This window comes from Roseateles sp. 22389 (genome assembly GCF_052044995.1).
Taxonomy (GTDB): Bacteria; Pseudomonadota; Gammaproteobacteria; order Burkholderiales; family Burkholderiaceae_C; genus Roseateles.
Genome location: NZ_JBQEOF010000007.1, coordinates 146,325 through 168,591, shown reverse-complemented (window position 1 = coordinate 168,591; position 22,267 = coordinate 146,325). Strand labels below are relative to the sequence as shown.

20 protein-coding genes are annotated in these 22,267 nt (G+C 70.2%); 9 read left to right on the top strand and 11 right to left on the bottom strand.

Annotation, left to right across the window (positions count from 1 at the left end; genetic code table 11):
* The first annotated feature begins 88 nt into the window (after positions 1 to 88).
* From ACTJKJ_RS12355 to ACTJKJ_RS12345, 3 genes are all read left to right on the top strand, one after another.
* Entirely contained in the window at positions 89 to 1,531 is a 1,443-nt protein-coding gene (locus ACTJKJ_RS12355) for a methyl-accepting chemotaxis protein (RefSeq protein ID WP_440820613.1), read from the top strand.
* Positions 1,532 to 1,727: 196 nt separating this feature from the next.
* Positions 1,728 to 2,153, top strand: a complete 426-nt coding sequence (locus tag ACTJKJ_RS12350; protein WP_091725600.1) for a tripartite tricarboxylate transporter TctB family protein — start codon at positions 1,728 to 1,730, stop codon at positions 2,151 to 2,153.
* A 10-nt stretch (positions 2,154 to 2,163) separates the two neighbouring features.
* Positions 2,164 to 3,717 (top strand): tripartite tricarboxylate transporter permease, encoded by a 1,554-nt coding sequence (locus ACTJKJ_RS12345; RefSeq protein WP_147240837.1) that lies wholly within the window; start codon positions 2,164 to 2,166, stop codon positions 3,715 to 3,717.
* Between the two features lie 127 nt (positions 3,718 to 3,844).
* Here ACTJKJ_RS12345 and ACTJKJ_RS12340 read toward each other — a convergent pair whose 3' ends face one another.
* The 8 genes from ACTJKJ_RS12340 to ureA all read right to left on the bottom strand — a co-directional run bounded on the left by ACTJKJ_RS12340 (position 3,845) and on the right by ureA (position 9,668).
* Entirely contained in the window at positions 3,845 to 4,639 is a 795-nt protein-coding gene (locus ACTJKJ_RS12340) for an SDR family oxidoreductase (protein WP_440820612.1), read from the bottom strand.
* 90 nt (positions 4,640 to 4,729) lie between these two features.
* Positions 4,730 to 5,398, bottom strand: coding sequence for an urease accessory protein UreG (gene ureG, locus ACTJKJ_RS12335; protein WP_183492567.1), 669 nt, complete (start codon positions 5,396 to 5,398; stop codon positions 4,730 to 4,732).
* Entirely contained in the window at positions 5,395 to 6,108 is a 714-nt protein-coding gene (locus ACTJKJ_RS12330; RefSeq protein ID WP_440820611.1) for an urease accessory protein UreF, read from the bottom strand. Before ACTJKJ_RS12330 ends, ureG begins: the two co-directional genes overlap by 4 nt.
* Positions 6,080 to 6,745 (bottom strand): urease accessory protein UreE, encoded by a 666-nt coding sequence (ureE, locus tag ACTJKJ_RS12325; protein WP_440820610.1) that lies wholly within the window; start codon positions 6,743 to 6,745, stop codon positions 6,080 to 6,082. Before ureE ends, ACTJKJ_RS12330 begins: the two co-directional genes overlap by 29 nt.
* Positions 6,746 to 8,464, bottom strand: coding sequence for an urease subunit alpha (gene ureC, locus ACTJKJ_RS12320; RefSeq protein WP_147241785.1), 1,719 nt, complete (start codon positions 8,462 to 8,464; stop codon positions 6,746 to 6,748).
* Positions 8,464 to 8,769 (bottom strand): urease subunit beta, encoded by a 306-nt coding sequence (locus ACTJKJ_RS12315; protein WP_091725620.1) that lies wholly within the window; start codon positions 8,767 to 8,769, stop codon positions 8,464 to 8,466. Before ACTJKJ_RS12315 ends, ureC begins: the two co-directional genes overlap by 1 nt.
* A complete protein-coding gene (locus tag ACTJKJ_RS12310; RefSeq protein WP_440820609.1) occupies positions 8,766 to 9,356 on the bottom strand; it encodes a HupE/UreJ family protein in 591 nt (196 codons plus the stop codon). The genes ACTJKJ_RS12315 and ACTJKJ_RS12310 overlap by 4 nt, the downstream gene beginning before the upstream one ends.
* Before the next feature lie 9 nt (positions 9,357 to 9,365).
* Positions 9,366 to 9,668: an urease subunit gamma gene (gene ureA, locus ACTJKJ_RS12305; RefSeq protein WP_091725629.1), complete on the bottom strand. Its 303-nt coding sequence runs from the start codon at positions 9,666 to 9,668 to the stop codon at positions 9,366 to 9,368.
* Between the two features lie 110 nt (positions 9,669 to 9,778).
* Here ureA and ACTJKJ_RS12300 point away from each other — a divergent pair, with 110 nt between their 5' ends.
* Both ACTJKJ_RS12300 and ACTJKJ_RS12295 read left to right on the top strand, forming a co-directional pair.
* Complete coding sequence (locus ACTJKJ_RS12300) at positions 9,779 to 13,321, top strand: hybrid sensor histidine kinase/response regulator (protein WP_440820608.1); 3,543 nt, start codon at positions 9,779 to 9,781, stop codon at positions 13,319 to 13,321.
* Entirely contained in the window at positions 13,318 to 14,379 is a 1,062-nt protein-coding gene (locus ACTJKJ_RS12295) for a response regulator (RefSeq protein ID WP_440820607.1), read from the top strand. Before ACTJKJ_RS12300 ends, ACTJKJ_RS12295 begins: the two co-directional genes overlap by 4 nt.
* 14 nt (positions 14,380 to 14,393) lie before the next feature.
* Here the strand turns inward: ACTJKJ_RS12295 and ACTJKJ_RS12290 are convergent, their stop codons facing one another.
* The 3 genes from ACTJKJ_RS12290 to ACTJKJ_RS12280 form a co-directional block, all read right to left on the bottom strand.
* Positions 14,394 to 15,176 (bottom strand): hypothetical protein, encoded by a 783-nt coding sequence (locus ACTJKJ_RS12290; RefSeq protein ID WP_440820606.1) that lies wholly within the window; start codon positions 15,174 to 15,176, stop codon positions 14,394 to 14,396.
* 2 nt (positions 15,177 to 15,178) lie between these two features.
* Positions 15,179 to 15,523: a TA system antitoxin ParD family protein gene (locus tag ACTJKJ_RS12285; RefSeq protein WP_091725648.1), complete on the bottom strand. Its 345-nt coding sequence runs from the start codon at positions 15,521 to 15,523 to the stop codon at positions 15,179 to 15,181.
* Positions 15,524 to 15,657: 134 nt separating this feature from the next.
* A complete protein-coding gene (locus ACTJKJ_RS12280; RefSeq protein WP_440820605.1) occupies positions 15,658 to 16,659 on the bottom strand; it encodes a hypothetical protein in 1,002 nt (333 codons plus the stop codon).
* A 323-nt stretch (positions 16,660 to 16,982) separates the two neighbouring features.
* Between ACTJKJ_RS12280 and urtA the strand changes: the two genes are divergently transcribed.
* From urtA to urtD, 4 genes are all read left to right on the top strand, one after another.
* Positions 16,983 to 18,269 (top strand): urea ABC transporter substrate-binding protein, encoded by a 1,287-nt coding sequence (gene urtA, locus ACTJKJ_RS12275; protein ID WP_297387096.1) that lies wholly within the window; start codon positions 16,983 to 16,985, stop codon positions 18,267 to 18,269.
* 231 nt (positions 18,270 to 18,500) lie between these two features.
* Positions 18,501 to 20,108: an urea ABC transporter permease subunit UrtB gene (gene urtB / locus ACTJKJ_RS12270; protein ID WP_440820604.1), complete on the top strand. Its 1,608-nt coding sequence runs from the start codon at positions 18,501 to 18,503 to the stop codon at positions 20,106 to 20,108.
* The gene (urtC, locus tag ACTJKJ_RS12265; RefSeq protein WP_440820603.1) at positions 20,109 to 21,401 is read left to right on the top strand and encodes an urea ABC transporter permease subunit UrtC; all 1,293 of its coding nucleotides are present in this window, start codon (positions 20,109 to 20,111) and stop codon (positions 21,399 to 21,401) included.
* Positions 21,398 to 22,234, top strand: a complete 837-nt coding sequence (gene urtD / locus ACTJKJ_RS12260) for an urea ABC transporter ATP-binding protein UrtD (RefSeq protein WP_147241720.1) — start codon at positions 21,398 to 21,400, stop codon at positions 22,232 to 22,234. The genes urtC and urtD overlap by 4 nt, the downstream gene beginning before the upstream one ends.
* The last annotated feature ends 33 nt before the right edge of the window (positions 22,235 to 22,267 follow it).

Below are 22,267 nucleotides of genomic sequence, written 5' to 3'. Positions count from 1 at the left end.
CACATCCTGAAACGAACATGCGCCCCGCGTGGTCAGAACGGTCGTCACCTCGATAGAAGCCGCCGCCACGCTTCGAGGGAGAGCAACGATGGGACATCCTTCCGGACTGACCGGTTTCCGCAAGATCTACGCCGCCTGCGATCGCGCGATGCTGCTGATCCTGGCGGTCAGCTGGCTGCTCGCGTTGGGGCTGGGCTGGCGCTATGCGCAGTTCGGGCTGGCGACGGGCATAGGCACCGCGCTGCTGGCCGTGGCCGGGCTGGCCTACGCGGCGGCACCGGGCGCCACCGCCACGCGCATGACGCTCACCACCGCGCAGGCGCTGATGGTGATGCTGCACATCCACCTGGGCGGCGGCATGGTCGAGCTGCACTTCGGCGTCTTCGTCACGCTGGCCTACCTGCTGATGTACCGCGACTGGAAGGTGCTGGTGCTGGGGGCGGCGCTCTTCGCCGTCCACCACCTGCTCTTCGATCGCCTGCTCGCCGCCGGTTTCGGCACCTACTGCCTGAGCGAACCCGACTTCGGCCGCATCGTGCTGCATGCGGCCTACGTCGTCGCGCAGACCGGCATCGAGCTGGTGATGGCCGCGCACATGCGGCGCAACACCAAGGAAGGGCTGGAGCTGCATGACCTGGTCCGCGCGCTGGGCAGCCGCGACGACCGCCTCGCGCTCGACGTCGCGCATGTGAAGGCGAGCACGCCGGCGGGTCTCAAGATCAAGGACTCGCTGCAGCGCCTGAACGCGGCGATGGCGCGCGTGCGGGAAGCGGCGCAGCACATCGGCAGCGCCTCGACGCAGATCGCCGCCGGCAACACCGACCTCTCGGGCCGCACCGAGCAGGCGGCCGCCAGCCTGCAGGAAACCGCCGCCTCGGTGCAGCAGCTCGCGGCCACGGTGCGTCATACCGCCGAGGCCGCGCAGCAGGCCCGCGAGCTCTCCGACCAGGCGATGCGGGTCGCCGACGCCGGCGGCAGCGCGGTCACCCGCGTCGTGTCGACGATGGAGGAGATCCACCGCGCTTCCGGCCGCATCGCCGACATCATCGGCGTCATCGACGGCCTGGCCTTCCAGACCAACATCCTGGCGCTGAACGCGGCGGTCGAGGCCGCGCGCGCCGGCGAGCAGGGCCGCGGCTTCGCGGTGGTGGCGGCGGAGGTCCGCACGCTCGCGCAGCGTTCCGCGCAGGCGGCCAAGGAGATCAAGACCCTGATCGGCGCCTCCACCGAGCAGGTCGGCAGCGGCGCGACGCTGGTGCAGGAGGCGGGCCGCACGATGGCCGACATCGTGGCCTCGGTGCAGCGCGTGGGCGCGCTGATCAACGACATCGCCGATGCCGCCGGCGAACAGCGCCGCGACTTCGGCCGCATCGACGCCGCGGTCACGCAGCTCGACGAGATGACGCAGCGCAACGCCGCGCTGGTGGTCGAGTCGGCCTCCGCGGCGACCACGCTCGACGACCACGCCAGCCAGCTCAACCGCGTCGTCGGCGCCTTCGACCTGGGCCGGAGTCAGGGCTATCCCGCGTGACGCCGCAACGACATCCCGGGTCGTCGCCGGCCGCACCGGAACGCACGCCAAACGCTCGACAAACGATCTCTTAACCTGAAGCTGTCCCGAAGCTGTCGGGATCCCTTCATGGACCGGTCGCTGCGCAGAAACGCGTACGACACGGACCGGCGCGACCGGAACCATGGGCACATCTCGGACCTCCCCGGTGTGCTTCATGACCCTCAATCGATCGCTCGCGAGAGGCTTGTTCCTCGCCGCGGTGGCCCTGTTCTTCGGACTGGGCGCGCTGCGTTATCCCATCGGCCGCATGGACCATGCCGGTCCCGGGCTGTTCCCACTGATGATCAGCGTCCTGCTGGGCCTGGTGGCGCTGGCCACCATCGTGCGCGGCGTCGTCGCGGGCGGCCCCGGGCTGGACTTCAAGGTCCGCAACATCGGCCTGATCCTGGCGGCGCTGTGCGCGTTCTCGCTGGTCTCGCGCTTCCTCAACATGTCGGCCGGCATCGTGGTCATGGTGTTCATCGCCACGGCCGCGGGCAGCAACTACTCGTGGAAGCGCAACGTGGTGATCTCGATCGGCCTGCTGGCGATCGCCTTCATCTTCCAGAAGTTCCTCGGCCTCAACCTGCCGCTGCTGTAAGGACCCGGCCATGGACATCCTGCACAACCTCGCCTTCGGCTTCGAGCACGCGCTGACCTGGCAGAACCTGATGTTCTGCGCGATCGGCTGCGTGGTGGGCACCCTGGTCGGCCTGCTGCCGGGCCTGGGCCCGCTGGCCACCATCAGCGTGCTGCTGCCGCTGACCTATTCGATCCCGGTCAACGGCGCGCTGATCATGCTGGCCGGCATCTACTACGGCGCGCAGTACGGCGACAGCGTCAGCGCGATCACGATGAAGATCCCGCACGCCAGCTCCATCGTGGCCTGCATCGACGGCTACCAGATGACCTTGAAGGGCAAGACCGGTCTGGCGCTCTTCACCGCGGGCATCTCGAGCTTCATCGGCGGCACCGTCGCCATCGTCGTGCTGGCCTGCCTGGCGCCGACGCTGGGCGAGGTGGCCTTCCTCTTCGGCCCGGCCGACTACTGCGCGCTGATGCTGCTGGGCTTCCTGTGCGTGAGCTTCGTGACCACGGGCAGCCTGCTCAACGGCCTGGCGATGTGCCTGATCGGCGTGCTGTTCGGCCAGATCGGCACCGACGTCAACTCCGGCATGGAGCGCTACACCTTCGACATGCCCTTCCTGGCCGAGGGCGTGGGCCTGGTCAGCATCGCGCTGGGCTGCTTCGGCATCGCGGAGATCTCCAAGAACCTGGACGCGAAGAACGAGCGCACGCCCTTCAACGGCAAGATCCACCTGATGCCGACCTGGGCCGAGTTCAAGCGCATCATCCCCAGCGCGCTGCGCGGCAGCGTGGTGGGCTCGGTGCTGGGCATCCTGCCCGGCGGCGGCCCGACGATCGCGCAGTTCGCCGCCTACGCGGTGGACAAGAAGGTCAGCAAGTACCGCCACGAGATCGGCGACGGCGCCATCGAGGGCGTGGCCGGCCAGGCCGCGGCGGACGAGTCGGCCGCGCGCACCAGCTTCATCCCGCTGATGAGCATCGGCATCCCGGAGAACCCGGTGATGGCGCTGATGATGGCCGCGTTCATCATCAAGGGCATCCAGCCGGGGCCCAACATGATCGGCGGGCACCCCGACATCTTCTGGGGCCTGGTCGCCTCGATGTGGGTGGGCAACGTGTTCCTGGTCGTGCTGAACGTGCCGCTGGTGCGCTACTGGCTGTCGGTCTTCAAGATCCCGTACAACGTGCTGTTCCCGTCGATCCTGTTCTTCTGCTGCATCGGCACCTTCAGCGTCAACAACAACCTGGACGACATCTTCGTCACCGCGGCCTTCGGCCTGGCGGGCTACATCTTCATGCGGCTGGACATGGACCCCGCACCGTTGATGCTGGGCTTCATCCTGGGCCCGATGCTGGAGGAGAACTTCCGGCGCGCGATGCTGATCAGCCGCGGCAAGTTCGACGTCTTCGTGCAGCGCCCGATCAGCGCGACGCTGCTGGGCATCATCGCGATCTTCATCGCCTGGCAGTTCATCGCCTTCCTCCTGGCCAATCGCAAGGGCGCGAAGAAGCCCGAGGGCGGCAATGACCACGACCAGGATCCGGACGCCGGCAAGGTCGCCCCGCAAGGCGCGTGACCCTCACCCCCCGCCCTCTCCCGCAGTGCGGGAGAGGGAGCCATGTGAGACCGACTCGCTCCCGCAACTCCCTCTCCCGCACTGCGGGAGAGGGTGGGGGTGAGGGCCGGGGTCTCTCGCAGGCCCATCACCCCTTCTTGATCGACACCCCACCATCCACCAGCATCGCCGTGCCCGTCATGAATGACGACGCCGGCGATGCCAGGAACAGCGCCGCGCGGGCGATCTCTTCGGGAGAGGCGATCCGCCCCAGCGCATGCAGCTGCGCCACGGCGGCCATCTGCTCCGCCGTGCCGTTCATCGCATGCGCGAGCGGCGTGTCCGTGCCGCCGGGCAGCAGCGCATTGACGCGGATGCCGTCCGCCGCCGCCTCGACCGCCAGCGCCTGCGTCAGCCCGATCAGGCCGGACTTGCTCGCCGCGTAGCAGGCGGTGCCCGGGAAACCGGCGGTGTGGCCGACGAAGGTCGAGGTGAAGATCAGCGCGCCGCCGCCGCGCTCCCGCAGCGCCGGCAGCTGATGCTTCGCGCCGACGAATGCACCGGTGAGGTTGACGTCGACGGCCTCTCGCCAGGCTTCCAGCGAGACCTCCGGCGTCGGCCCGAGCGCGCCGAGCGTGCCGGCATTGTTGAAGGCGATGTCCAGTCCGCCGAAGCGCGAGCGCGCCAGCGCGACCAACGCCTGCGCGAAGGACTCGTCGCGGACGTCGCCGGCCAGGGCGGTGGCATGGCCGCCGGCCGCCTCGATCTCGTCGACCAGCGTGTCGAGCGCCGCGGCCCGCCGGGCGCCGACAACGACGGCCGCGCCGGCGCTCGCGAACAGCAGCGCGGTCGCGCGGCCGATGCCGCTGCTGGCGCCGGTGACCAGCGCGACCTGGCCGGTCAGTTGGAAGGGATGGGGATGAGAGGCGGGATGGGCATGCATCGCGGAAGCTCCGGTCGTGGTGATGAGACCGGAGTCTTCCGCCGCGCCAGCGCGATGTCTGGCCGGATGCGGACCTGGAATTCGATGCGCTCAGCGACTGCCGAGCATCCCCTTGCGCTCGATGAACGCGACCACCTCGTCGAGCCCGCTCAGCGTCTTGAGGTTGGTCATCACGAAGGGCCGCGTCGGGCGCATGCGTTTCGTGTCCGCTTCCATGACCTCGAGGTTGGCGCCGACATGCGGCGCGAGGTCGGTCTTGTTGATCACGAACAGGTCGCTCTTCGTGATGCCGGGGCCGCCCTTGCGCGGGATCTTCTCGCCGGCGGCGACATCGATGACGTAGATCGTCAGGTCGCTCAGCTCCGGGCTGAAGGTGGCGGCGAGGTTGTCGCCGCCGGACTCGATGAAGACGACGTCCGCGTCCGGGAACTGCGCCAGCATGCGGTCGATCGCCTCGAGGTTGATCGACGCGTCCTCGCGGATCGCCGTGTGCGGGCAGCCGCCGGTCTCCACGCCCATGATCCGCTCGGCGGGCAGCGCGCCGCTGACGGTCAGCAGGCGCTGGTCCTCCTTGGTGTAGATGTCGTTGGTGATGGCGACCAGGTCCCAGCGCTCGCGCATGGCCTTGCACAGCATCTCCAGCAGCGTCGTCTTGCCGGAGCCGACCGGACCGCCGATGCCCACCCGCAGCGGCGGCAGCGTCTTGGTGCGACCGGGAACGTGATGCAGCGGCGAGGCGTGGGGCGTGGTGGTGCTCATGATCGGAACAGTCGGGAGTACTGGGTTTCGTGGCGCGCCGCGAGGATGGACAGCATCGGCGCGAAGAGCTGGCGCCGCGCGGGCGGGGTCGCGACGGCCTCGGCCACCGCGGCGGGAATCTCGGCCGCCAGGCGCGCCAGCACGCGCTGGCCGGCGGTCTGGCCCAGCGGCACGGCCTTCAGCGCGGCCTGCACCTGGTTCTCGGCCCAGCCGAAGGCCTGCGCGTGCAGCGCCTGGTCGACGGGCACGTCGATCGTCGACAGCGCGAGCGCCATGACGAAGGCATGGTGGGCGGGCCGCCCCTCGCCGCAGTCGACCAGCAGCGCCAGCTGCGCCGCCGTGGCCATCGGCTGGCCGCGCAGCCAGACGAGCAGGGACTGCCCCATCTGCTCGCTCTGCAGCCGGGCCTCGGCGCCGTCGCGCGTGGTGCGCAGCCAGCGGGCCAGCGCACGCAGCGCTGGTTCGTCGCCGGCCCGCCAGGCGACGATGCCTTCGGCGATCGCCGCCAGGTCGCCGCGCGCGAGCAACCGCAGCTGCTGGCTCAACCAGGCGCCGGCGCTCGCGTCGTCATGCACGTGGCCGTGCTCGACCGCCGCCTCCAGCCCCTCGGAGTAGGAGAACGCCCCGATCGGCAACGCCGGCGACGCGAGCCAGACCAGCCGCAACAGCGGCGGGACCGGATCAGTGCTCGTGTCCACAACCCGGGCCATGCACGTGCGGCGTCGTGGCCGACTGGATGGCGATGGTCTTCTTCGGCGCGGCCGCGGGCGCTGGGGCATGGCTGTGCTCATGCGCATGGCCGTGCTCGTGTGCATGGTCGTGCCCGTGCCCGTGCCCGTGCTCGTGCCCATGGCCGTGGTCATGTCCATGGCCGTGGGAGTGCCCGTGGCCACCGGCCGCATAGGCGCCGCCTTCAGGCTCGAAGCCCTCCTCCACCGCGTTCACGATCAGGTGCATCGCGCGCAGCATGTCGGCCAGCACATGGTCCGGCTCGATCTTGAGGTGATCGGGCTGGAGCTCGATCTGCACATGGCGGTTGCCCAGGTGATACGCCGCGCGGACCAGGTCGAACGGCGAGCCGTGCGACGCGCAGGCGGTGATGCGCAGCAGCGGCTGCGGCGCGGCGATCACGCGCACCAGCGAGCCGTCCTCGGCCACCAGCACGTCGCCGCCGCGCACCGCGGTGCCGCGCGGCAGGAAGACGCCGAGCTCGCGGCCCTGGTTGTCGGTGGCCTGGAAGCGGCTCTTCTGGCGCGTGTCCCAGTCGAGCGTCACGCTAGCCGCGCGCTTGAGCAGCACCGGCGCCAGGCCCGCGCCGCGCGCGAGCAGTTTGGAGACTTGGATCATTCAGAACAGGAAGTAGCGCTGCGCCATCGGAAGCACCGAGGCGGGCTCGCAGTGCAGCAGCAGGCCGTCGGCGCGCACCGCGTAGGTCTGGGGATCGACCTCCATCCGCGGGGCGTAGGCATTGTGGACCATGTCCTTCTTGCCCACGCCGCGGATGCCCTTCACCGCCACCGCCGTCTTGGCGAGTCCATAGCGCGCGGCCACGCCGCCCGCGATCGCGGCCTGCGACACGAAGCTCAGCGAGGCCCGCGCCAGCGAGCCGCCAAAGCTGCCGAACATCGGCCGGTAGTGCACCGGCTGCGGCGTCGGGATCGAGGCGTTGGGATCGCCCATCGCGGCCAGCGCGATCACGCCGCCCTTGAGGATCAGCGAGGGCTTGACGCCGAAGAAGGCCGGCTTCCAGATCACCAGGTCGGCCCACTTGCCGACCTCGATGCTGCCGACCTCGTGACTGATGCCGTGCGCGATCGCCGGATTGATCGCGAGCTTGGCGACATAGCGCTTCACGCGGCCGTTGTCGTGGCGCTCCGAATCGCCGGGCAGCTGCCCGCGTTGCTGCTTCATCTTGTGCGCGGTCTGCCAGCAGCGCAGGATCACCTCGCCTACGCGGCCCATCGCCTGCGAGTCGGAGCTGAACATGCTGATCGCGCCGAGGTCGTGCAGGATGTCCTCAGCCGCGATGGTCTCCTTGCGGATGCGGCTCTCGGCGAAGGCCAGGTCCTCGGCGATCGCCGGGTCCAGGTGATGGCACACCATCAGCATGTCGACGTGCTCGTCGAGCGTGTTGATCGTGTAGGGCCGCGTCGGGTTGGTGGAGCTGGGCAGCACGTTGGCCTCGCCCACCACCTTCAGGATGTCGGGCGCATGGCCGCCGCCGGCGCCTTCGGTGTGGAAGGTGTGGATGGTGCGGCCCTTGAAGGCCGCGACCGTGTCCTCGACAAAGCCGCTCTCGTTGAGCGTGTCGGTGTGGATCGCGACCTGCGTGTCGGTGGCCTCGGCCACGTCCAGGCAGTTGGAGATCGCCGCCGGCGTGGTGCCCCAGTCCTCGTGCAACTTCAGGCCGATCGCGCCGGCCTCGATCTGCTCGACCAGCGCTTCCGGCCGGCTCGCGTTGCCCTTGCCGAGGAAGCCCAGGTTCATCGGGAAGGCATCGGCCGCCTGCAGCATGCGCTCGATGTGCCACGGCCCTGGCGTGCAGGTGGTGGCGAAGGTGCCGGTCGCCGGACCGGTGCCGCCGCCCAGCATCGTCGTCACGCCGCTGGCCAGCGCCTCCTCGATCTGCTGCGGGCAGATGAAGTGGATGTGGGAGTCGATCGCGCCGGCAGTGACGATCGCTCCCTCGCAGGCGATGACCTCGGTGCCGGGACCGATGACGATGTCCACGCCCGGCTGCGTGTCCGGATTGCCGGCCTTGCCGATGGCGACGATGCGGTGGTCCTTCAGGCCGATGTCGGCTTTCACGATGCCCCAGTGGTCCAGGATCAGCGCATTGGTCAGCACCGTGTCGACGGCGCCCTGCGCGCGGGTGCGCTGCGACTGCGCCATGCCGTCGCGGATGGTCTTGCCGCCGCCGAACTTCACTTCCTCGCCGTAGCCGCCGGCGCGCAACGTCAGGTCGTCCTCGACCTCGATGACGAGCGCCGTGTCGGCGAGCCGGACGCGGTCGCCCACGGTCGGGCCGAACATCTCGGCATAGGCGCGTTTGCCGATGCGGGCCATCACAGCGCTCCCTGGATCAGGCCGCGGAATCCCCAGATCTCGCGCAGGCCGGCGATGTCGACCAGCTCGACGGTGCGTTGCTGGCCGGGCTCGAAGCGCACGGCGGTGCCGGACGCGATGTTCAGGCGCATGCCGCGCGCGGCCTCGCGGTCGAAGCTCAAGGCGGCGTTGGTCTCGGCGAAGTGGTAATGGGAGCCGACCTGGATGGGGCGGTCCGCCGCGTTGACCACGGTCAGCACCAGCGTGCGGCGGCCGGGATTGAGCTCGAGCTCGCCGGCGTCGGTCAGCAGTTCGCCGGGGATCATGCGATCACCAGCCGGGTCAGCAGGCCCAGGCCCAGCAGCGCGATCGCGCCACCGGCCGCGCGCGACCAGACCGGCGCCAGCGCGCGCAGCTTCAGGCCCAGCGCCAGGCCGCCCGCATGCAGCAGCGCCGTCGCGAGCACCATGCCCACGAGCGCCGCGCCGCCGCCGAGCTCGGCGCCATGCGCCAAGCCATGGAAGACGGCGAACGCACCGACCAGCGCGGCCGATGCCGTGGCGCCCAGCCGCCAGCGCGCCGCGGCGACCAGCCCCAGCACCAGCACCGAGGCGGCGACCATCGGCTCCACGCCCGGCACCGCGAGGCCCTGCGTCCCCAGCCCCAGGCCCGCCAGCGCGCCGACCAGCAGCAGCCCGGCGAAGGCGAACGGCGCGGCCAGCATGCGCCGGCCGGTCTGCGTGAGCGCGCTCCACAGCCCCACGGCCAGCATCGCGGCGAGGTGGTCCAGGCCGGTGAACGGGTGCATGAACCCGGCCGTCAGGCCATGGTCATGGGCGGCGTCGCCGGCATGGGCGGCGGCCACGGCGGGCAGCGCGGCAACGGCCGTCGCGACGAGGAGGCGTCGGATCATGGGAGGTCCTCAGGGAATCGGTTGGTGGACGGTGACGAGCTTGGTGCCGTCGGGGAAGGTGGCCTCGACCTGGATGTCGGGAATCATCTCGGCCACGCCGTCCATGACGTCGTCGCGGGTGAGCAGCTCGCGGCCGGCCTTCATCATCTGCGCGACGGTCCGGCCCTCGCGGGCGCCCTCCATCACGGCGGCGCTGAGGTAGGCCACGGCTTCGGGATAGTTGAGCTTCAGGCCCTTGGCCTTGCGCCGCTCGGCGAGCAAGGCGGCGGTGAAGATCAGCAGCTTGTCTTTCTCTCGGGGCGTGAGTTCCATGGCCTTCAGCGGGTGGGCGACGACGCGCCATTCTTGGATGCCGGTCCACCGCTAGCAAGCCCCATGCCGGTGCGGGCACGGTTCATGCATTTCCCGCCCTGCCCCGCCCCATGGACACGCCGCCCGCCCCCCAGGACGCCCCGCAGCACATCATCAAGCTGCGGCGGGACTACAACGCCTGGGTCGCCCGCGAGACGCTGGAGGACTACGCTCTGCGCTACACGCCGCAGCGCTTCCGGCGCTGGACGAGCTGGCGCGTGGCCAACACCGCCTTCGGCGCGGCCTCCTTCCTGATCCTGGAGGCGGTCGGCGCGACGCTGCTGCTGCAGTACGGCTGGACCAACGCGGCGCTGGCCATCCTGGCCACCGGCCTGATCATCTTCCTGGCCGGCCTGCCGATCAGCGTCTACGCGGCGCGGCATGGCGTCGACATGGACCTGCTGACGCGGGGCGCCGGCTTCGGCTACATCGGCTCGACGCTGACCTCGCTGATCTACGCGAGCTTCACCTTCATCTTCTTCGCGCTGGAGGCGGCGGTGATGGCCTACGCGCTGGAGCTGGCGCTGGACATCCCGCCGCAGTGGGGCTACCTGCTGTGCGCGCTGGCCGTGATCCCGCTGGTCACCCACGGCATCTCCGCCATCAGCCGGCTGCAGCTGTGGACGCAGCCGCTGTGGTTGGCACTGCTGGTGCTGCCCTTCGCCTGGGTGGGATGGCTTCATCCTGGTGCATTCGACGGCATCACGACCCAGATTGGGTCGCAATCGGGGACCGCGGCCTTCGACGCGCACGCCTTCGGTGCAGCGCTGACCGTCGGCGTGGCGCTGATCACGCAGATGGGCGAGCAGGCCGACTACCTGCGCTTCATGCCGCGCCAGACCGCCGCTAACCGGTTGGGCTGGTGGGCGGCGGTGCTGGCCGGCGGCCCGGGCTGGATCGTGCTGGGCGTGCTGAAGATGCTGGGCGGCGCGATGCTGGCCTACCTCGCGGTCAGCCACGCGGTGCCGGCGGAACGCGCGGTCGACCCCAACCAGATGTACCTCGCCGCCTACGAGTACGTCTTCCCCCAGTACGGCTGGGCGGTCGCGGCGACGGCGCTGTTCGTCGTCGTCTCGCAGCTCAAGATCAACGTCACCAATGCCTACGCGGGCTCGCTGGCGTGGAGCAACTTCTTCTCGCGGCTGACCCACAGCCATCCAGGACGCGTCGTCTGGGTCGTGTTCAACACGCTGATCGCGTTCATGCTGATGTCGATGAACGTCTTCGAGGCGCTGGGCCATGTGCTGGGCCTGTACGCCAACGTCGCGATCGCGTGGATCATGGCCGTCGTCGCGGACCTGGTGATCAACAAGCCGCTGGGGCTGTCGCCGCCGGGCATCGAGTTCAAGCGCGCCCATCTCTACGACGTGAACCCGGTCGGCGTGGGCGCGATGGCGCTGGCCTCGGTGCTCTCGGTGGCGGCGCACCTCGGGCTGATGGGCACGCTGGCGCAGGCCTGGTCGGCGGCGATCGCGATGGTGACGGCGCTCGCGAGCGCACCGCTGATCGCCTGGGCGACCAGGGGCCGCTACTACCTCGCCCGCCCGGCGGCGGAGATCCAGGCGGCCGGCACCGAGGCCGTGCGCCGCTGCGTGATCTGCGAGCGCGACTACGAGGGCCCCGACATGGCCCACTGCCCGGCGTACCGCGGCGCGATCTGCTCGCTGTGCTGCACGCTGGATGCCCGCTGCGGCGATCTGTGCAAGCCGCACGCCAGCCTCTCGGCGCAGTGGTCGAGCGCGCTGCGCCGGGTGCTGCCGCGCCGCGGCTGGGCCTACATCGACACCGGGCTGGGCCACTACCTGCTGCTGATGCTGGTCATCACGCCGCTGCTGGCGACGCTCTTCGGCCTGCTCTATCACCAGCAGCTGCAGCAGCTGCCACAGGTGCCGCTGATCGATGCCGCGGCGCAGGACGCCTTGCGCGCGAGCGTGCGCACTGGCCTGCTGAAGGCCTTCTTCGCGCTGCTGCTGGTGGCCGGCACGGTGGCCTGGTGGCTGGTGCTCGCGCACCAGAGCCGCGAGGTCGCGCAGGAGGAATCCAAGCGCCAGACGCAGGCGCTGATGCGCGAGATCGATTCGCACCGCCGCACCGACGAGGCGCTGCAGGGCGCGCGGCTGCAGGCCGAGCGCGCGCAGGCCGCGGCCGAGGCGGCCAACCAGGCCAAGAGCCGCTACATCAGCACCATCAGCCATGAGCTGCGCACGCCGCTGAACAGCATCCTGGGCTACGCCCAGCTGATGGCGGCGGACGCGGCCCTGCCGCCGCAGCGGCGCCAGGCGGTGCAGGTCATCAAGCGCGGCGGCGAGCACCTGATGCAGCTGATCGACGGCACGCTGGACATCGCCCGCATCGAGGCCGGCCGGCTGAGCCTGGAGCCGGGGCCGGTCCGCTTCGACGAGCTGCTGCGCGAGCTGGCCGACATGTTCGAGCCGCAGGCCGCGGCCAAGGGGCTGCGCTTCCGCTTCGAGCCGCAGGGCGCGCTGCCCGGCTGGGTGCGCGCCGACGAGCAGCGGCTGCGGCAGATCCTCATCAACCTGCTGGGCAACGCGATCAAGTTCACCGCCGCGGGCGAGGTCACGCTGCGGGTGCGGCACGGCCGCGAGATGGCGACGCTGGAGATCGCCGACACCGGCCCCGGCATGGACGCCGCGGAGCTGGCGCGCATCTTCGAGCCCTTCGCTCGCGGAACCCGCGGCACCGGTGGCGCGCCGGGCGCGGGACTGGGGCTGACCATCGCGAAGATGCTGACCGAGCTGATGGGCGGCGAGATGTCGGCCACCAGCACGCCGGGCCAGGGCTCGACCTTCCGGGTGCGGCTGTTCCTGCCGGAGCTGCACGGCCGCATCTGGGACACGCCGCGCATGCGACGCGTCGCGAAGGAACGCATCGGCCTGGACGGCGCGTCGCCACGGGTGCTGGTGGTCGACAACGAATCGGACGACCGCCAGTTGCTGATCGAACTGCTGGAGCCGCTGGGCTTCACCGTGCGCGAGGCTTGCAGCGGTCACGACGCGCTGGACCTGGTCGCCGCCGGCTGGGTGCCCGACGCGGTGCTGATGGACCTGGCGATGCCGGGCATCGACGGCTGGGAGACGATCCGGCGGCTGCGGCGCATGCTGGGCGACCTGGGCGTGCAGGCGCCCGCCGTGGCGGTGGTCTCGGCCAACGCGTTTGAACGCGGCCAGGACAACGATGCCGGCATCGCGGCGCGCGACTTCATCCTCAAGCCGGTGCGCCATGAGCTGCTGCTGGACTGGCTGACCGAACGGCTGTCGCTGGCCTGGCGGGCGGCGCCGGACCGGAGCGTGGCGCCGTCCGCGCTGGCCGGGGCCGCCGCGTCCACCGCGACATCGACGGCCACATCGACCGCCACACCGGTCGAGGTACCGCCGCCGGCCCGCCTGGCCGGGCTGCGCGAGGCGCTGCAGCTGGGCTACTACCGCGGCGTGCTGCAGCAGCTCGACGCGATCGAGGCGGCCGATCCGGCCTGGCGTGGCTTCTGCGACGCGCAGCGGACGCTGGCGCGCCAATTCCAGTTCGAGGCGATGCTGCGCGGCCTGCCGCGCGGCGAGGACCTCCCGAGACCGACCGAGTTGGGTGACCCGAGATGAACTCCGTGCTTCCTTCCGCCGTCACGACGTTGCTCGACCAGCAGCAGGGCGATCGCGTCCTGATGGTCGACGACGTGCCCGACAACCTGTCGCTGCTGCATGACGCGCTGGACGAGCACGGCTACACGGTGCTGGCGGCGACGAACGGCGAGGCGGCGCTCGCCTGCGCCCGGCAGGGGCGGCCGGACATCGTGCTGCTGGACGCGATGATGCCGGGCATGGACGGTTTCGAGGTGGCGCGGCGGCTGAAGGCCGATCCGTCGACGGCGCACATCCCGATCGTCTTCATGACGGGGCTGACGGAGACCGAGCACCTCGTCGCCGCGTTGCAGGCGGGCGGCGTCGACTACGTGACCAAGCCGCTGGATCCGCGCGCGGTGCTGGCGCGCATGCAGGTGCACCTGCAGGGCGCGCGCCAGGCCCGTCAGACGCGCCAGGCGCTGGACGCCTTCGGCTACGCGAGCATCGCGGTGCGGGCGTCGTCGGGCCGGCTGCTGTGGCAGACGCCGCTGGCCCGCGAGCTGCTGCAGCTCTACTTCGGCACGGTGGCGCCGCAGACGCCCGCGCCGGTGCTGGCGTGGCTGCGCAAGACGCTCGACGAGATGGCGCGCCAATCACCGGGCGACGGTGCGCCGCCGCAGGAGCCGCCGCGCCTGTGCGCCGAGCTCGGCGCGCGGCGGCTGAGCTTCCGGCTGCACCACTGCATCGGCGGCGAGGAGCCGAACGGCGCGGGTCCGGAAACCGCGGCCGGCATCAGCGCCGCTTCAGGCACTGCGGGCGGCGACTGGCTGATCGTCATGCGCGAGGTCTCGGACGCCGCGGTGATCCGCTCGCTGGGCCTGGCCTTCAGCCTCACCGCGCGCGAAGCCGAGGTGCTGTACTGGGTCGTCAAGGGCAAGATCAACCGCGACATCGGTGAGATCCTCGGCGCCAGCCCGGCGACGGTGAAGAAGCACCTGGAGCGCATCCACGCCAAGCTCGGCGTGGAGACCCGCACCGCGGCGGCCGCGATGGCGCTGACACGGGTCAGGGAGATGCATCCGCAGTGGGAGGTGTGAGGCGCCCGCGGCGCTCACGCGCGGCCGGTCGCCCGCTCCTCCTGAAGCCGCCGGACCGGGTCCAGCTGGACCGCGCAGGCGGGCACCATGGCTTCGAGCAGGTCGGCATCGATGGCCTCGAGGATGTCGATGCCGTACTGGCGATGGGCCCGGCGTCCCGCAGAGCTCTTGGAGAGTTGGAAGATGCGTTGAATCGCCGCCCCGAGGCGGGCCGCGAACTCGGCGTTTCCGCACGCCTGCGAGAACAGCGCCGCCTTGGCAACCTGCACGGCCCAGCGCGCCTGGGTTTCGACGTGCGATCCCTTGCTGTCCCGGAGCCCCGCGAGGTTGTGGATGCGCGACTCCAGCACGTCGAAAGGGCTCATCACCCGCAGGAGCTGTCCCTCGGCGATCTCAAAGCTCAGACATCCGGCAATGACCCGCCGAGTGAAAACACCGCATTTCTCCAATCCGCCCGTGGCGAACAGCAGATGGAGGATGTCGACATTGCCTTCCTTCCTGGCAGGGGCCGGGATCCTGACCTGGGCGACCAGAGAGGTCCGTGCCGTCTTTCGGGGCAACTCCACGCGGGCACCCAGCCGCCTGGCCAGTTCGTGGGCATCCGAGACATCCCCGATCACGTCAGCGTCAGCGGTGATCGCCGCGCCGTGCGTCGATATCCCGTAGCGCTTCATCCAGAAGCCCAGCGCCTGACCTCCCACCAGGATGACGCCAGCCGGCAGGCTGGTGAGCACCCGATCGAGCAAGCGCCCCTCGAGAGCAGCTTCTTCGTCGGGCAGTCGCGGTTGCGTCGTCATGGTCAGTAGGGTGAGTCCAGGGCCCTCGCATTCTTGGCCCGCTCCTCGGTGAACCAGATCGACTCCGAGGGCTGGGACGCTCCGGACTTGATCGCCTCGATGTCCCGTGCCTGCTCGATCCGTTTGGCGGCCCGCAGGTCGTCCTCGATACGCGCCATGGCCTGCGTGCCGTGATCGCCCCGCAACAGCTCCAGCAGCAATTGCGAGCGGACGCCGGAGTTCTCCAGCGCCTGGCCGATGCGCGCCCAGAACTCGACCTGCTGCGCGGCGGAACGGGCCACGTACTCGCCGGTCTCCTGGGCATCTCGGAACAGCTGATTGCTGATCCGGATCGAATTCGAACTCATCGCACCTCCGTAGCAGTTTGCACTCAGAAGATGCACTCTGCCACACTTTGGGAGTCCACGGAGCAAAAGCAACGAAGGCCCCGGAAGGGGCCTTCGTCCTTCATCGATCAGGCGATCCTGGATCGCCTCTGTCTTCAGGGCAGGCGTAGGCGGTCGCCCTCGCGGATCACGGCCGTCTGCTCGCGACCGCGGCCGATCACGTAGTACACGGTCAGGACCTTGGACTCGCCGTAGGCCGGGTCGCCGCCCGCCAGGTCGTTGCCGGCCTGCACGTCGAGGCGGCCGCCGCGGCTGATGTTGCGCAGGCGCTCGGTCACGTCGACATAGCGGCCGCCGCTGCCGTAGGTGGCCCGCACGATCGTCAGGCGCTGGCTCGGCGGACCGTAGTCGCCACCACCGGCGTCCGGCCGGCCGTCCCAGCCGCCGTTCCAGCCGCCCTGGCCCCAGTCGCCACGGCCCCAGCCGGTGAACTGGGCGCCGTCGATCCAGGCGCCCTCGCGGTAGTCGAAGGTGCGCACCTGGCCGCTGCGGTCGCGGGCATAGATGCGCAGCATCTTCGTGCGGCCGACCGCCGGGTCATCGCGGAACAGGTCGTTGGTCACCCGCACCTTCGCGTCGCGGCGCGCCAGTTCGCGCAGGCGGCTGGTGACGTCGATGCTGGCTTCGGGCACGCCGTAGCGCGCGCCCAGGATGGCGTAGGCACCGTCGTCATGGCCGCCGGGACCGTCCCAGCCGCCGCTGCCGCCGCCCTGGCCCCATTCGCCGCCGCGCCAGCCGGTGAAGTCGTTGCCGTCGATGACGTTGCCCTCTCGGAACTCGAACACGCGGGTGCCGCCATCGCGGTTGCGCGCGTAGATGCGCAGCACCTTCGAGCGCCCCACGTCCGGGTCGTCGCCGAAGAGCCCGTTGGTCACCCGCACGCGGTCATCGCTGCGGGCCAGTTCCTTCAGCCGGCCGGTGACGTCGATGTTGTGCTGGGGCGTCCCGTAGCGCGCATTCAGGATCTGCCAATCGCCGTCGTCGCGCGCCCAGGCGGAGCCGCCCGTCAGCATCGTCGCCAGCAGCATCAGCGCCGCCAGCAGCCATCGCGCCATCGCGCGGTCCGGCCGCCGGGCCGGCAGGGGGGTCGAACTCATCGCCATCGCATTCATCGTTCTGCTCCTGTTTCTTTCCTGTTGTCCGGAGTCGGGGACCGACCCCTGCTCCTGCGGCCCTCGGCCGCGCTCCGGGGAGGGGCCGGATGTTGCCTCAACGGCAGGGCTTTCCCGGTGGTGCACGCACGTTTCTTCGAGGTGTTACGAGCGGTCACCGCCCCGCGCCGCGTCGCGCATACGCCCCGCTTACGCCCCGCATACGCCATGTGCCGTATATGCCCCGCGCGCGCGCCTTCCTAGCATCCGGTCACTTCCCGAAGTCCTGTGAAGTCCGCCGACGTCCTCTTCATCCACCGGAGCTCCCCATGTCCTCGCATCCGAAAGCCCCCCGCCGCTTCACGCTCAAGACCCTGGCCGTCGCCGGCGCGCTGGCCGGCCTGAACCTCGCTGCCCTGCCCGCCTTCGCCGCCGACACCATCAAGGTCGGCGTGCTGCACAGCCTGTCCGGCACGATGGCGATCTCCGAGACCGTGCTCAAGGACACCGTCCTGATGGCCATCGACGAGATCAACGCCAAGGGCGGCGTGCTCGGCAAGAAGCTCGAGCCGGTGGTCGTCGACCCCGCGTCCAACTGGCCGCTCTTCGCCGAGAAGACCCGCCAGCTGCTCACGCAGGACAAGGTCGCGGTGATCTTCGGCTGCTGGACCTCGGTGTCGCGCAAGTCGGTGCTGCCGGTGGTCGAGGAGCTCAACGGCCTGCTCTTCTACCCGGTGCAGTACGAGGGCGAGGAGCTCAGCAAGAACGTCTTCTACACCGGCGCCGCGCCCAATCAGCAGGCGATCCCGGCGGTCGACTACCTGATGTCCAAGGACGGCGGCGGCGCCAAGCGCTGGGTGCTGCTGGGCACCGACTACGTCTACCCGCGCACCACCAACAAGATCCTGCGCGCCTATCTGAAGAGCAAGGGCGTCAAGGACAGCGACATCGACGAGAAGTACACGCCCTTCGGCCACAGCGACTACCAGACCATCGTGGCCGACATCAAGAAGTTCTCGGCCGGCGGGAAGACGGCGGTGGTGTCGACGATCAACGGCGACTCCAACGTGCCCTTCTACAAGGAGCTCGGCAACGCGGGGCTGAAGGCCAAGGACGTGCCGGTGGTGGCCTTCTCGGTGGGCGAGGAGGAACTGCGCGGCGTGGACACCAAGCCGCTGGTGGGACATCTGGCGGCGTGGAACTACTTCATGTCGATCAAGAACCCGACCAACGATGCCTTCATCAAGAAGTGGGCGGCGTATGCGAAGGCGAAGAACATCCCCGGCCACAAGGACAAGCCGCTGACCAACGATCCGATGGAGGCGACCTACATCGGCATCAACATGTGGAAGCAGGCGGTGGAGAAGGCCAAGTCGACCGACGTCGACAAGGTGATCGCCGCGATGGGCGGGCAGACCTTCACGGCGCCGTCGGGTATCACGTCCAAGATGGATGAGAAGAACCACCATCTGCACAAGTCGGTGTTCATCGGCGAGATCCGCGCGGATGGCCAGTTCAACGTGGTGTGGAAGACGCCCGCGCCGGTCAAGGCCAAGCCGTGGAGCCCGTACATCGCGGGGAACGAAGGCAAGCCGGATGAGCCGGTGAAGAAGTGAACGAAAAGACCCTCACCCCGGCCCTCTCCCGCGAGCGGGAGAGGGAGTAGGAAGGCCGCGGTACTTCCGCGGCCGCTGGCCCTCACCCCCGCCCTCTCCCGCAAGCGGGAGAGGGAGTTCCTTGCGAGAGATCGCGAGGAGGGCGCCGGCCGGTATTGCCCCCTCTCCCGCTTGCGGGAGAGGGAGGGGTGAGGGCCAGCGTCCTTTGCAGTCCACGGATCGGAGCGCCCGATGAACCTGTTCCTTCGCTGGCTGGCCGCATGCCTGCCAGCGGCCTTCCTGGCGTTCGCCCCGGCGGCCCATGCGCTGACGCAACCCCAGGCGCTGGCCGTCGCGCAGGGCGAGACCGACGACCGCATCGCCGCGATCGCCCGTCTGGTCGCGACGCCGGACGACCGCACCGCCCCGCTGCTGCAGGCGCTGGCGGATGAACGCCTCAAGCTCGGACCCGACCAGCGCGTGCTGATCGCCTCCGAGGCCGGCGTCGTCGATGCCACGACCGGCGCGGCGGTGACATTGGCCGCCGAGGCCGCGTCCTCCCTCGAGGACGTGATGCTCAACAACCGCCTGCGCGGCGCGCTCGACGGCGCGCTGGCTGCGCTGCGGCTGTCGAGCGCGGACCGCTCCGAGCGCCTCGCCGCCGCGAAGGCCCTGCTCGACGCTGGCGGCGATGAATCACGCGTCGCCCTGCTCGACGTCGCGATCGCCAAGGAACGCGACGACGCCGTCCGCGACGCGCTGACACTGGCCCGTGCCGCCGCGCTCGCCGCCAGCCCCGACGACGGCAAGCGCCTGGACGCCGCGAAGCAGCTCGGCGAATCCCGCAGCCCCGAAACCCGCCTGCTGCTGAACCAGCGGCTCGCCGAGGAGCAGCATCCCGAGGTGAAGCGGGCGCTGCAGCGCTCGCTGCGCGCCGTCGAGGACCGGCTGGCCTGGGGCGAGCGCCTGGGCGCCCTGTTCACCGGCATCAGCCTGGCCAGCATCCTGCTGCTGGTCGCGCTCGGCCTGGCCATCACCTACGGCCTGATGGGCGTGATCAACATGGCGCATGGGGAGCTGATGATGATCGGCGCCTACGCGACCTACCTGGTGCAGGTGGCCTTCCGCCAATGGGCACCGGCCTGGTTCGACGCCTACCTGCTCGTCGCGATGCCCGCCGCCTTCCTCGCCTCGGCGCTGGTCGGCGCCGCGCTGGAACGCACCGTGATCCGCTGGCTCTACGGCCGCCCCCTCGAGACGCTGTTGGCCACCTGGGGCCTGAGCCTGGTGTTGATGCAGGCGGTGCGCTCGCTCTTCGGCGCGCAGAACGTCGCGGTCGAAAGCCCGTCCTGGATGGGCGGCTCGCTCGCGCTGATGCCCGGCCTGGCCCTGCCGACCAACCGGCTCGTGATCATCGGCTTCGCGCTGGTGGTGCTGGGCGGCATGTCGCTGCTGATCGCGCGCACGCGGCTCGGGCTCTTCGTCCGCGCCGTCACCCAGAACCGGCCGATCGCCTCCTGCATGGGCGTGCCCACCGCGCGCGTGGACACCTATGCCTTCGCGCTCGGCTCGGGCCTGGCGGGCCTGGCCGGCTGCGCGCTGAGCCAGGTCGGCAACGTGGGCCCGGACCTGGGCCAGAGCTACATCGTCGACGCCTTCATGGTGGTCGTGCTCGGCGGCGTCGGCCAGCTGGCGGGCACCGTGCTCGCGGCGCTCGGACTGGGCCTGGCCAACAAGGCGCTCGAAGGTGTCGTCGGCGCGGTGCTGGCCAAGATCGCCGTGCTGCTCTTCATCATCGTCTTCATCCAGAAGCGCCCCCAAGGCCTGTTCGCGGTCAAGGGCCGCGCCCAGGAGACCTGAATGCGCGCCGATCCCGCCGCCCTCGCCATGAGCCTGCCCTCCTCCACCAACCCCGCCGCGCACGACCCGGCGACGGCCCTGCCCGTCGCCGAGGCGCCCCCGGTCGCGGCATCAGGCGCCACGCCCGGGGCCATTCCGCCCTCGGGTGCATCGACCGGACCCGCGTCGCCCTTGCAGCTGCCGCAGCGCCCCGCGCTGCTCGGCCGCGCCGGCTGGCTGGCCGTGCTGGCCGCCATGACCGTGGCCTGCGCGCTGCTGCCGGCGCTCAACCTGCTGGTCCCCACCGACCATCCGCTGCATGTGGACGGCTACTGGATCAGCCTGCTCGGCAAGTTCTGCTGCTATGCGATGTGCGCGCTGGCGATGGACCTGATCTGGGGCTTCGCCGGCATCCTGTCGCTGGGACACGGCCTGTACTTCGCGCTGGGCGGCTATGCGATGGGCATGTACCTGATGCGCCAGATCGGCACCGAAGGCCAGTACCGCAGCGCGCTGCCCGACTTCATGGTCTTCCTCGACTGGAAGGAGCTGCCCTGGCACTGGGCGCTCAGCGACAGCTTCCTCGCGACGATGCTGCTGGTCCTGCTGGTGCCGGGCGGCATCGCCTTCGTCTTCGGCTTCTTCGCCTTCCGCTCGCGCATCAAGGGCGTGTACTTCTCGATCATCACGCAGGCGATGACCTACGCGGCGATGCTGCTCTTCTTCCGCAACGAGACCGGCTTCGGCGGCAACAACGGCTTCACCGACTTCAAGCGGTTGCTCGGCCTGTCCATCACGACGCCAGGCATGCGGATGACGCTGTTCGTGCTGAGCGCCGTCGCGCTGATCGGCTGCTACCTCGGCCTGCGCTGGCTGACGCGCGCCAAGTTCGGCCGCGTGCTCAGCGCGGTGCGCGACGCCGAGTCGCGGCTGATGTTCTGCGGCTACTCGCCGCTGCCCTACAAGCTGGCCGCCTGGGTGCTGTCGGCGCTGATCTGCGGCCTGGCCGGCGCGCTGTACGTGCCGCAGGTCGGCATCATCAATCCCGGCGAGATGAGCGTCGCCAACTCGATCGAGATCGCCGTGTGGGCGGCGGTCGGCGGCCGCGGCACGCTCGCCGGCCCGATCGCCGGCGCCTTCGCGGTCAATGGCGCGAAGAGCTGGCTGACGCAGTTCGCGCCGGAGTACTGGCTCTACCTGCTGGGCGCGCTCTTCGTCGCGGTCACGCTCTTCATGCCCGATGGCATCGCGGGTCTGCTCAAGCGCAAGTTCGGCGCGACGTCCGCCGCCAAGACCGGGGAGGCCACCGCATGAGCCCCGACCTGCTCGAGCAAGGCGGCGAGCGCCTGCGCGCCGCCAGCGGCCCCGGCTACGGCCGCGTGGTGCGGCCCGGCGAACTGGACCTGGCGCATGGCCGCATCCTGTACCTGGAGGACGTGCACGTCAGCTTCGACGGCTTCCGCGCGATCAACGGCCTGTCGCTGGACATCGCCCCCGGCGAGCTGCGCTGCATCATCGGCCCCAACGGCGCGGGCAAGACCACGATGATGGACATCATCACCGGCAAGACGCGGCCGGACCGCGGCACCGTCTTCTTCGGCGGCACCATCGACCTGCTGCGCCACAGCGAGGCCGAGATCGCGCAACTGGGCATCGGTCGCAAGTTCCAGCGGCCGACGGTCTTCGAGGCGCTCAGCGTGTACGAGAACCTGGAGCTCGCGCTGCAGGGATCGCGGGCGCTGCGCGCCTCGCTGTGGGGCGTGCTCAGCGGCGCGCAGAAGGACCGGCTCGCCGAGGTGCTGACGCTGATCCGCCTGCAGGACCAGATGACGCGCGCCGCCGGGCTGCTGAGCCACGGCCAGAAGCAATGGCTGGAGATCGGCATGCTGCTGGTGCAGGACCCCAAGCTGCTGCTGCTGGACGAGCCGGTGGCCGGCATGACCGACCAGGAAACCGAGCGCACCGCCGAGCTGATCCTGACGCTGAAGGGGCGGCACAGCCTCATCGTCGTGGAGCACGACATGGGCTTCGTCGACCGCATCGCGGAGAAGGTGACGGTGCTGGCGGAGGGGTCGGTGCTCGCCGAGGGCACGCTGGCGCAGGTGCAGGCGGATGAACGCGTGATCGAGGTGTACCTTGGACGTTGAGCTTCAAGACCGGACCGCGGCGGTGGCCGCCAG

Bases quoted from the DNA above. Each gene is read 5' to 3' on its own strand.
- ureG (WP_183492567.1), bottom strand. From the start codon at position 5,398: ATGAGCACCACCACGCCCCACGCCTCGCCGCTGCATCACGTTCCCGGT.
- ACTJKJ_RS12280 (WP_440820605.1), bottom strand. From the start codon at position 16,659: ATGAGTTCGACCCCCCTGCCGGCCCGGCGGCCGGACCGCGCGATGGCG.
- urtD (WP_147241720.1), top strand. From the start codon at position 21,398: ATGAGCCCCGACCTGCTCGAGCAAGGCGGCGAGCGCCTGCGCGCCGCC.
- ACTJKJ_RS12355 (WP_440820613.1), top strand. From the start codon at position 89: ATGGGACATCCTTCCGGACTGACCGGTTTCCGCAAGATCTACGCCGCC.
- ACTJKJ_RS12285 (WP_091725648.1), bottom strand. From the start codon at position 15,523: ATGAGTTCGAATTCGATCCGGATCAGCAATCAGCTGTTCCGAGATGCC.
- ACTJKJ_RS12315 (WP_091725620.1), bottom strand. From the start codon at position 8,769: ATGATCCCCGGCGAACTGCTGACCGACGCCGGCGAGCTCGAGCTCAAT.
- ACTJKJ_RS12290 (WP_440820606.1), bottom strand. From the start codon at position 15,176: ATGACGACGCAACCGCGACTGCCCGACGAAGAAGCTGCTCTCGAGGGG.
- ACTJKJ_RS12330 (WP_440820611.1), bottom strand. From the start codon at position 6,108: ATGGCCCGGGTTGTGGACACGAGCACTGATCCGGTCCCGCCGCTGTTG.
- ureE (WP_440820610.1), bottom strand. From the start codon at position 6,745: ATGATCCAAGTCTCCAAACTGCTCGCGCGCGGCGCGGGCCTGGCGCCG.
- ACTJKJ_RS12340 (WP_440820612.1), bottom strand. From the start codon at position 4,639: ATGCATGCCCATCCCGCCTCTCATCCCCATCCCTTCCAACTGACCGGC.
- ACTJKJ_RS12345 (WP_147240837.1), top strand. From the start codon at position 2,164: ATGGACATCCTGCACAACCTCGCCTTCGGCTTCGAGCACGCGCTGACC.
- ureA (WP_091725629.1), bottom strand. From the start codon at position 9,668: ATGGAACTCACGCCCCGAGAGAAAGACAAGCTGCTGATCTTCACCGCC.
- ACTJKJ_RS12295 (WP_440820607.1), top strand. From the start codon at position 13,318: ATGAACTCCGTGCTTCCTTCCGCCGTCACGACGTTGCTCGACCAGCAG.
- ureC (WP_147241785.1), bottom strand. From the start codon at position 8,464: ATGGCCCGCATCGGCAAACGCGCCTATGCCGAGATGTTCGGCCCGACC.
- ACTJKJ_RS12300 (WP_440820608.1), top strand. From the start codon at position 9,779: ATGGACACGCCGCCCGCCCCCCAGGACGCCCCGCAGCACATCATCAAG.
- urtC (WP_440820603.1), top strand. From the start codon at position 20,109: ATGCGCGCCGATCCCGCCGCCCTCGCCATGAGCCTGCCCTCCTCCACC.
- urtA (WP_297387096.1), top strand. From the start codon at position 16,983: ATGTCCTCGCATCCGAAAGCCCCCCGCCGCTTCACGCTCAAGACCCTG.
- ACTJKJ_RS12310 (WP_440820609.1), bottom strand. From the start codon at position 9,356: ATGATCCGACGCCTCCTCGTCGCGACGGCCGTTGCCGCGCTGCCCGCC.
- urtB (WP_440820604.1), top strand. From the start codon at position 18,501: ATGAACCTGTTCCTTCGCTGGCTGGCCGCATGCCTGCCAGCGGCCTTC.
- ACTJKJ_RS12350 (WP_091725600.1), top strand. From the start codon at position 1,728: ATGACCCTCAATCGATCGCTCGCGAGAGGCTTGTTCCTCGCCGCGGTG.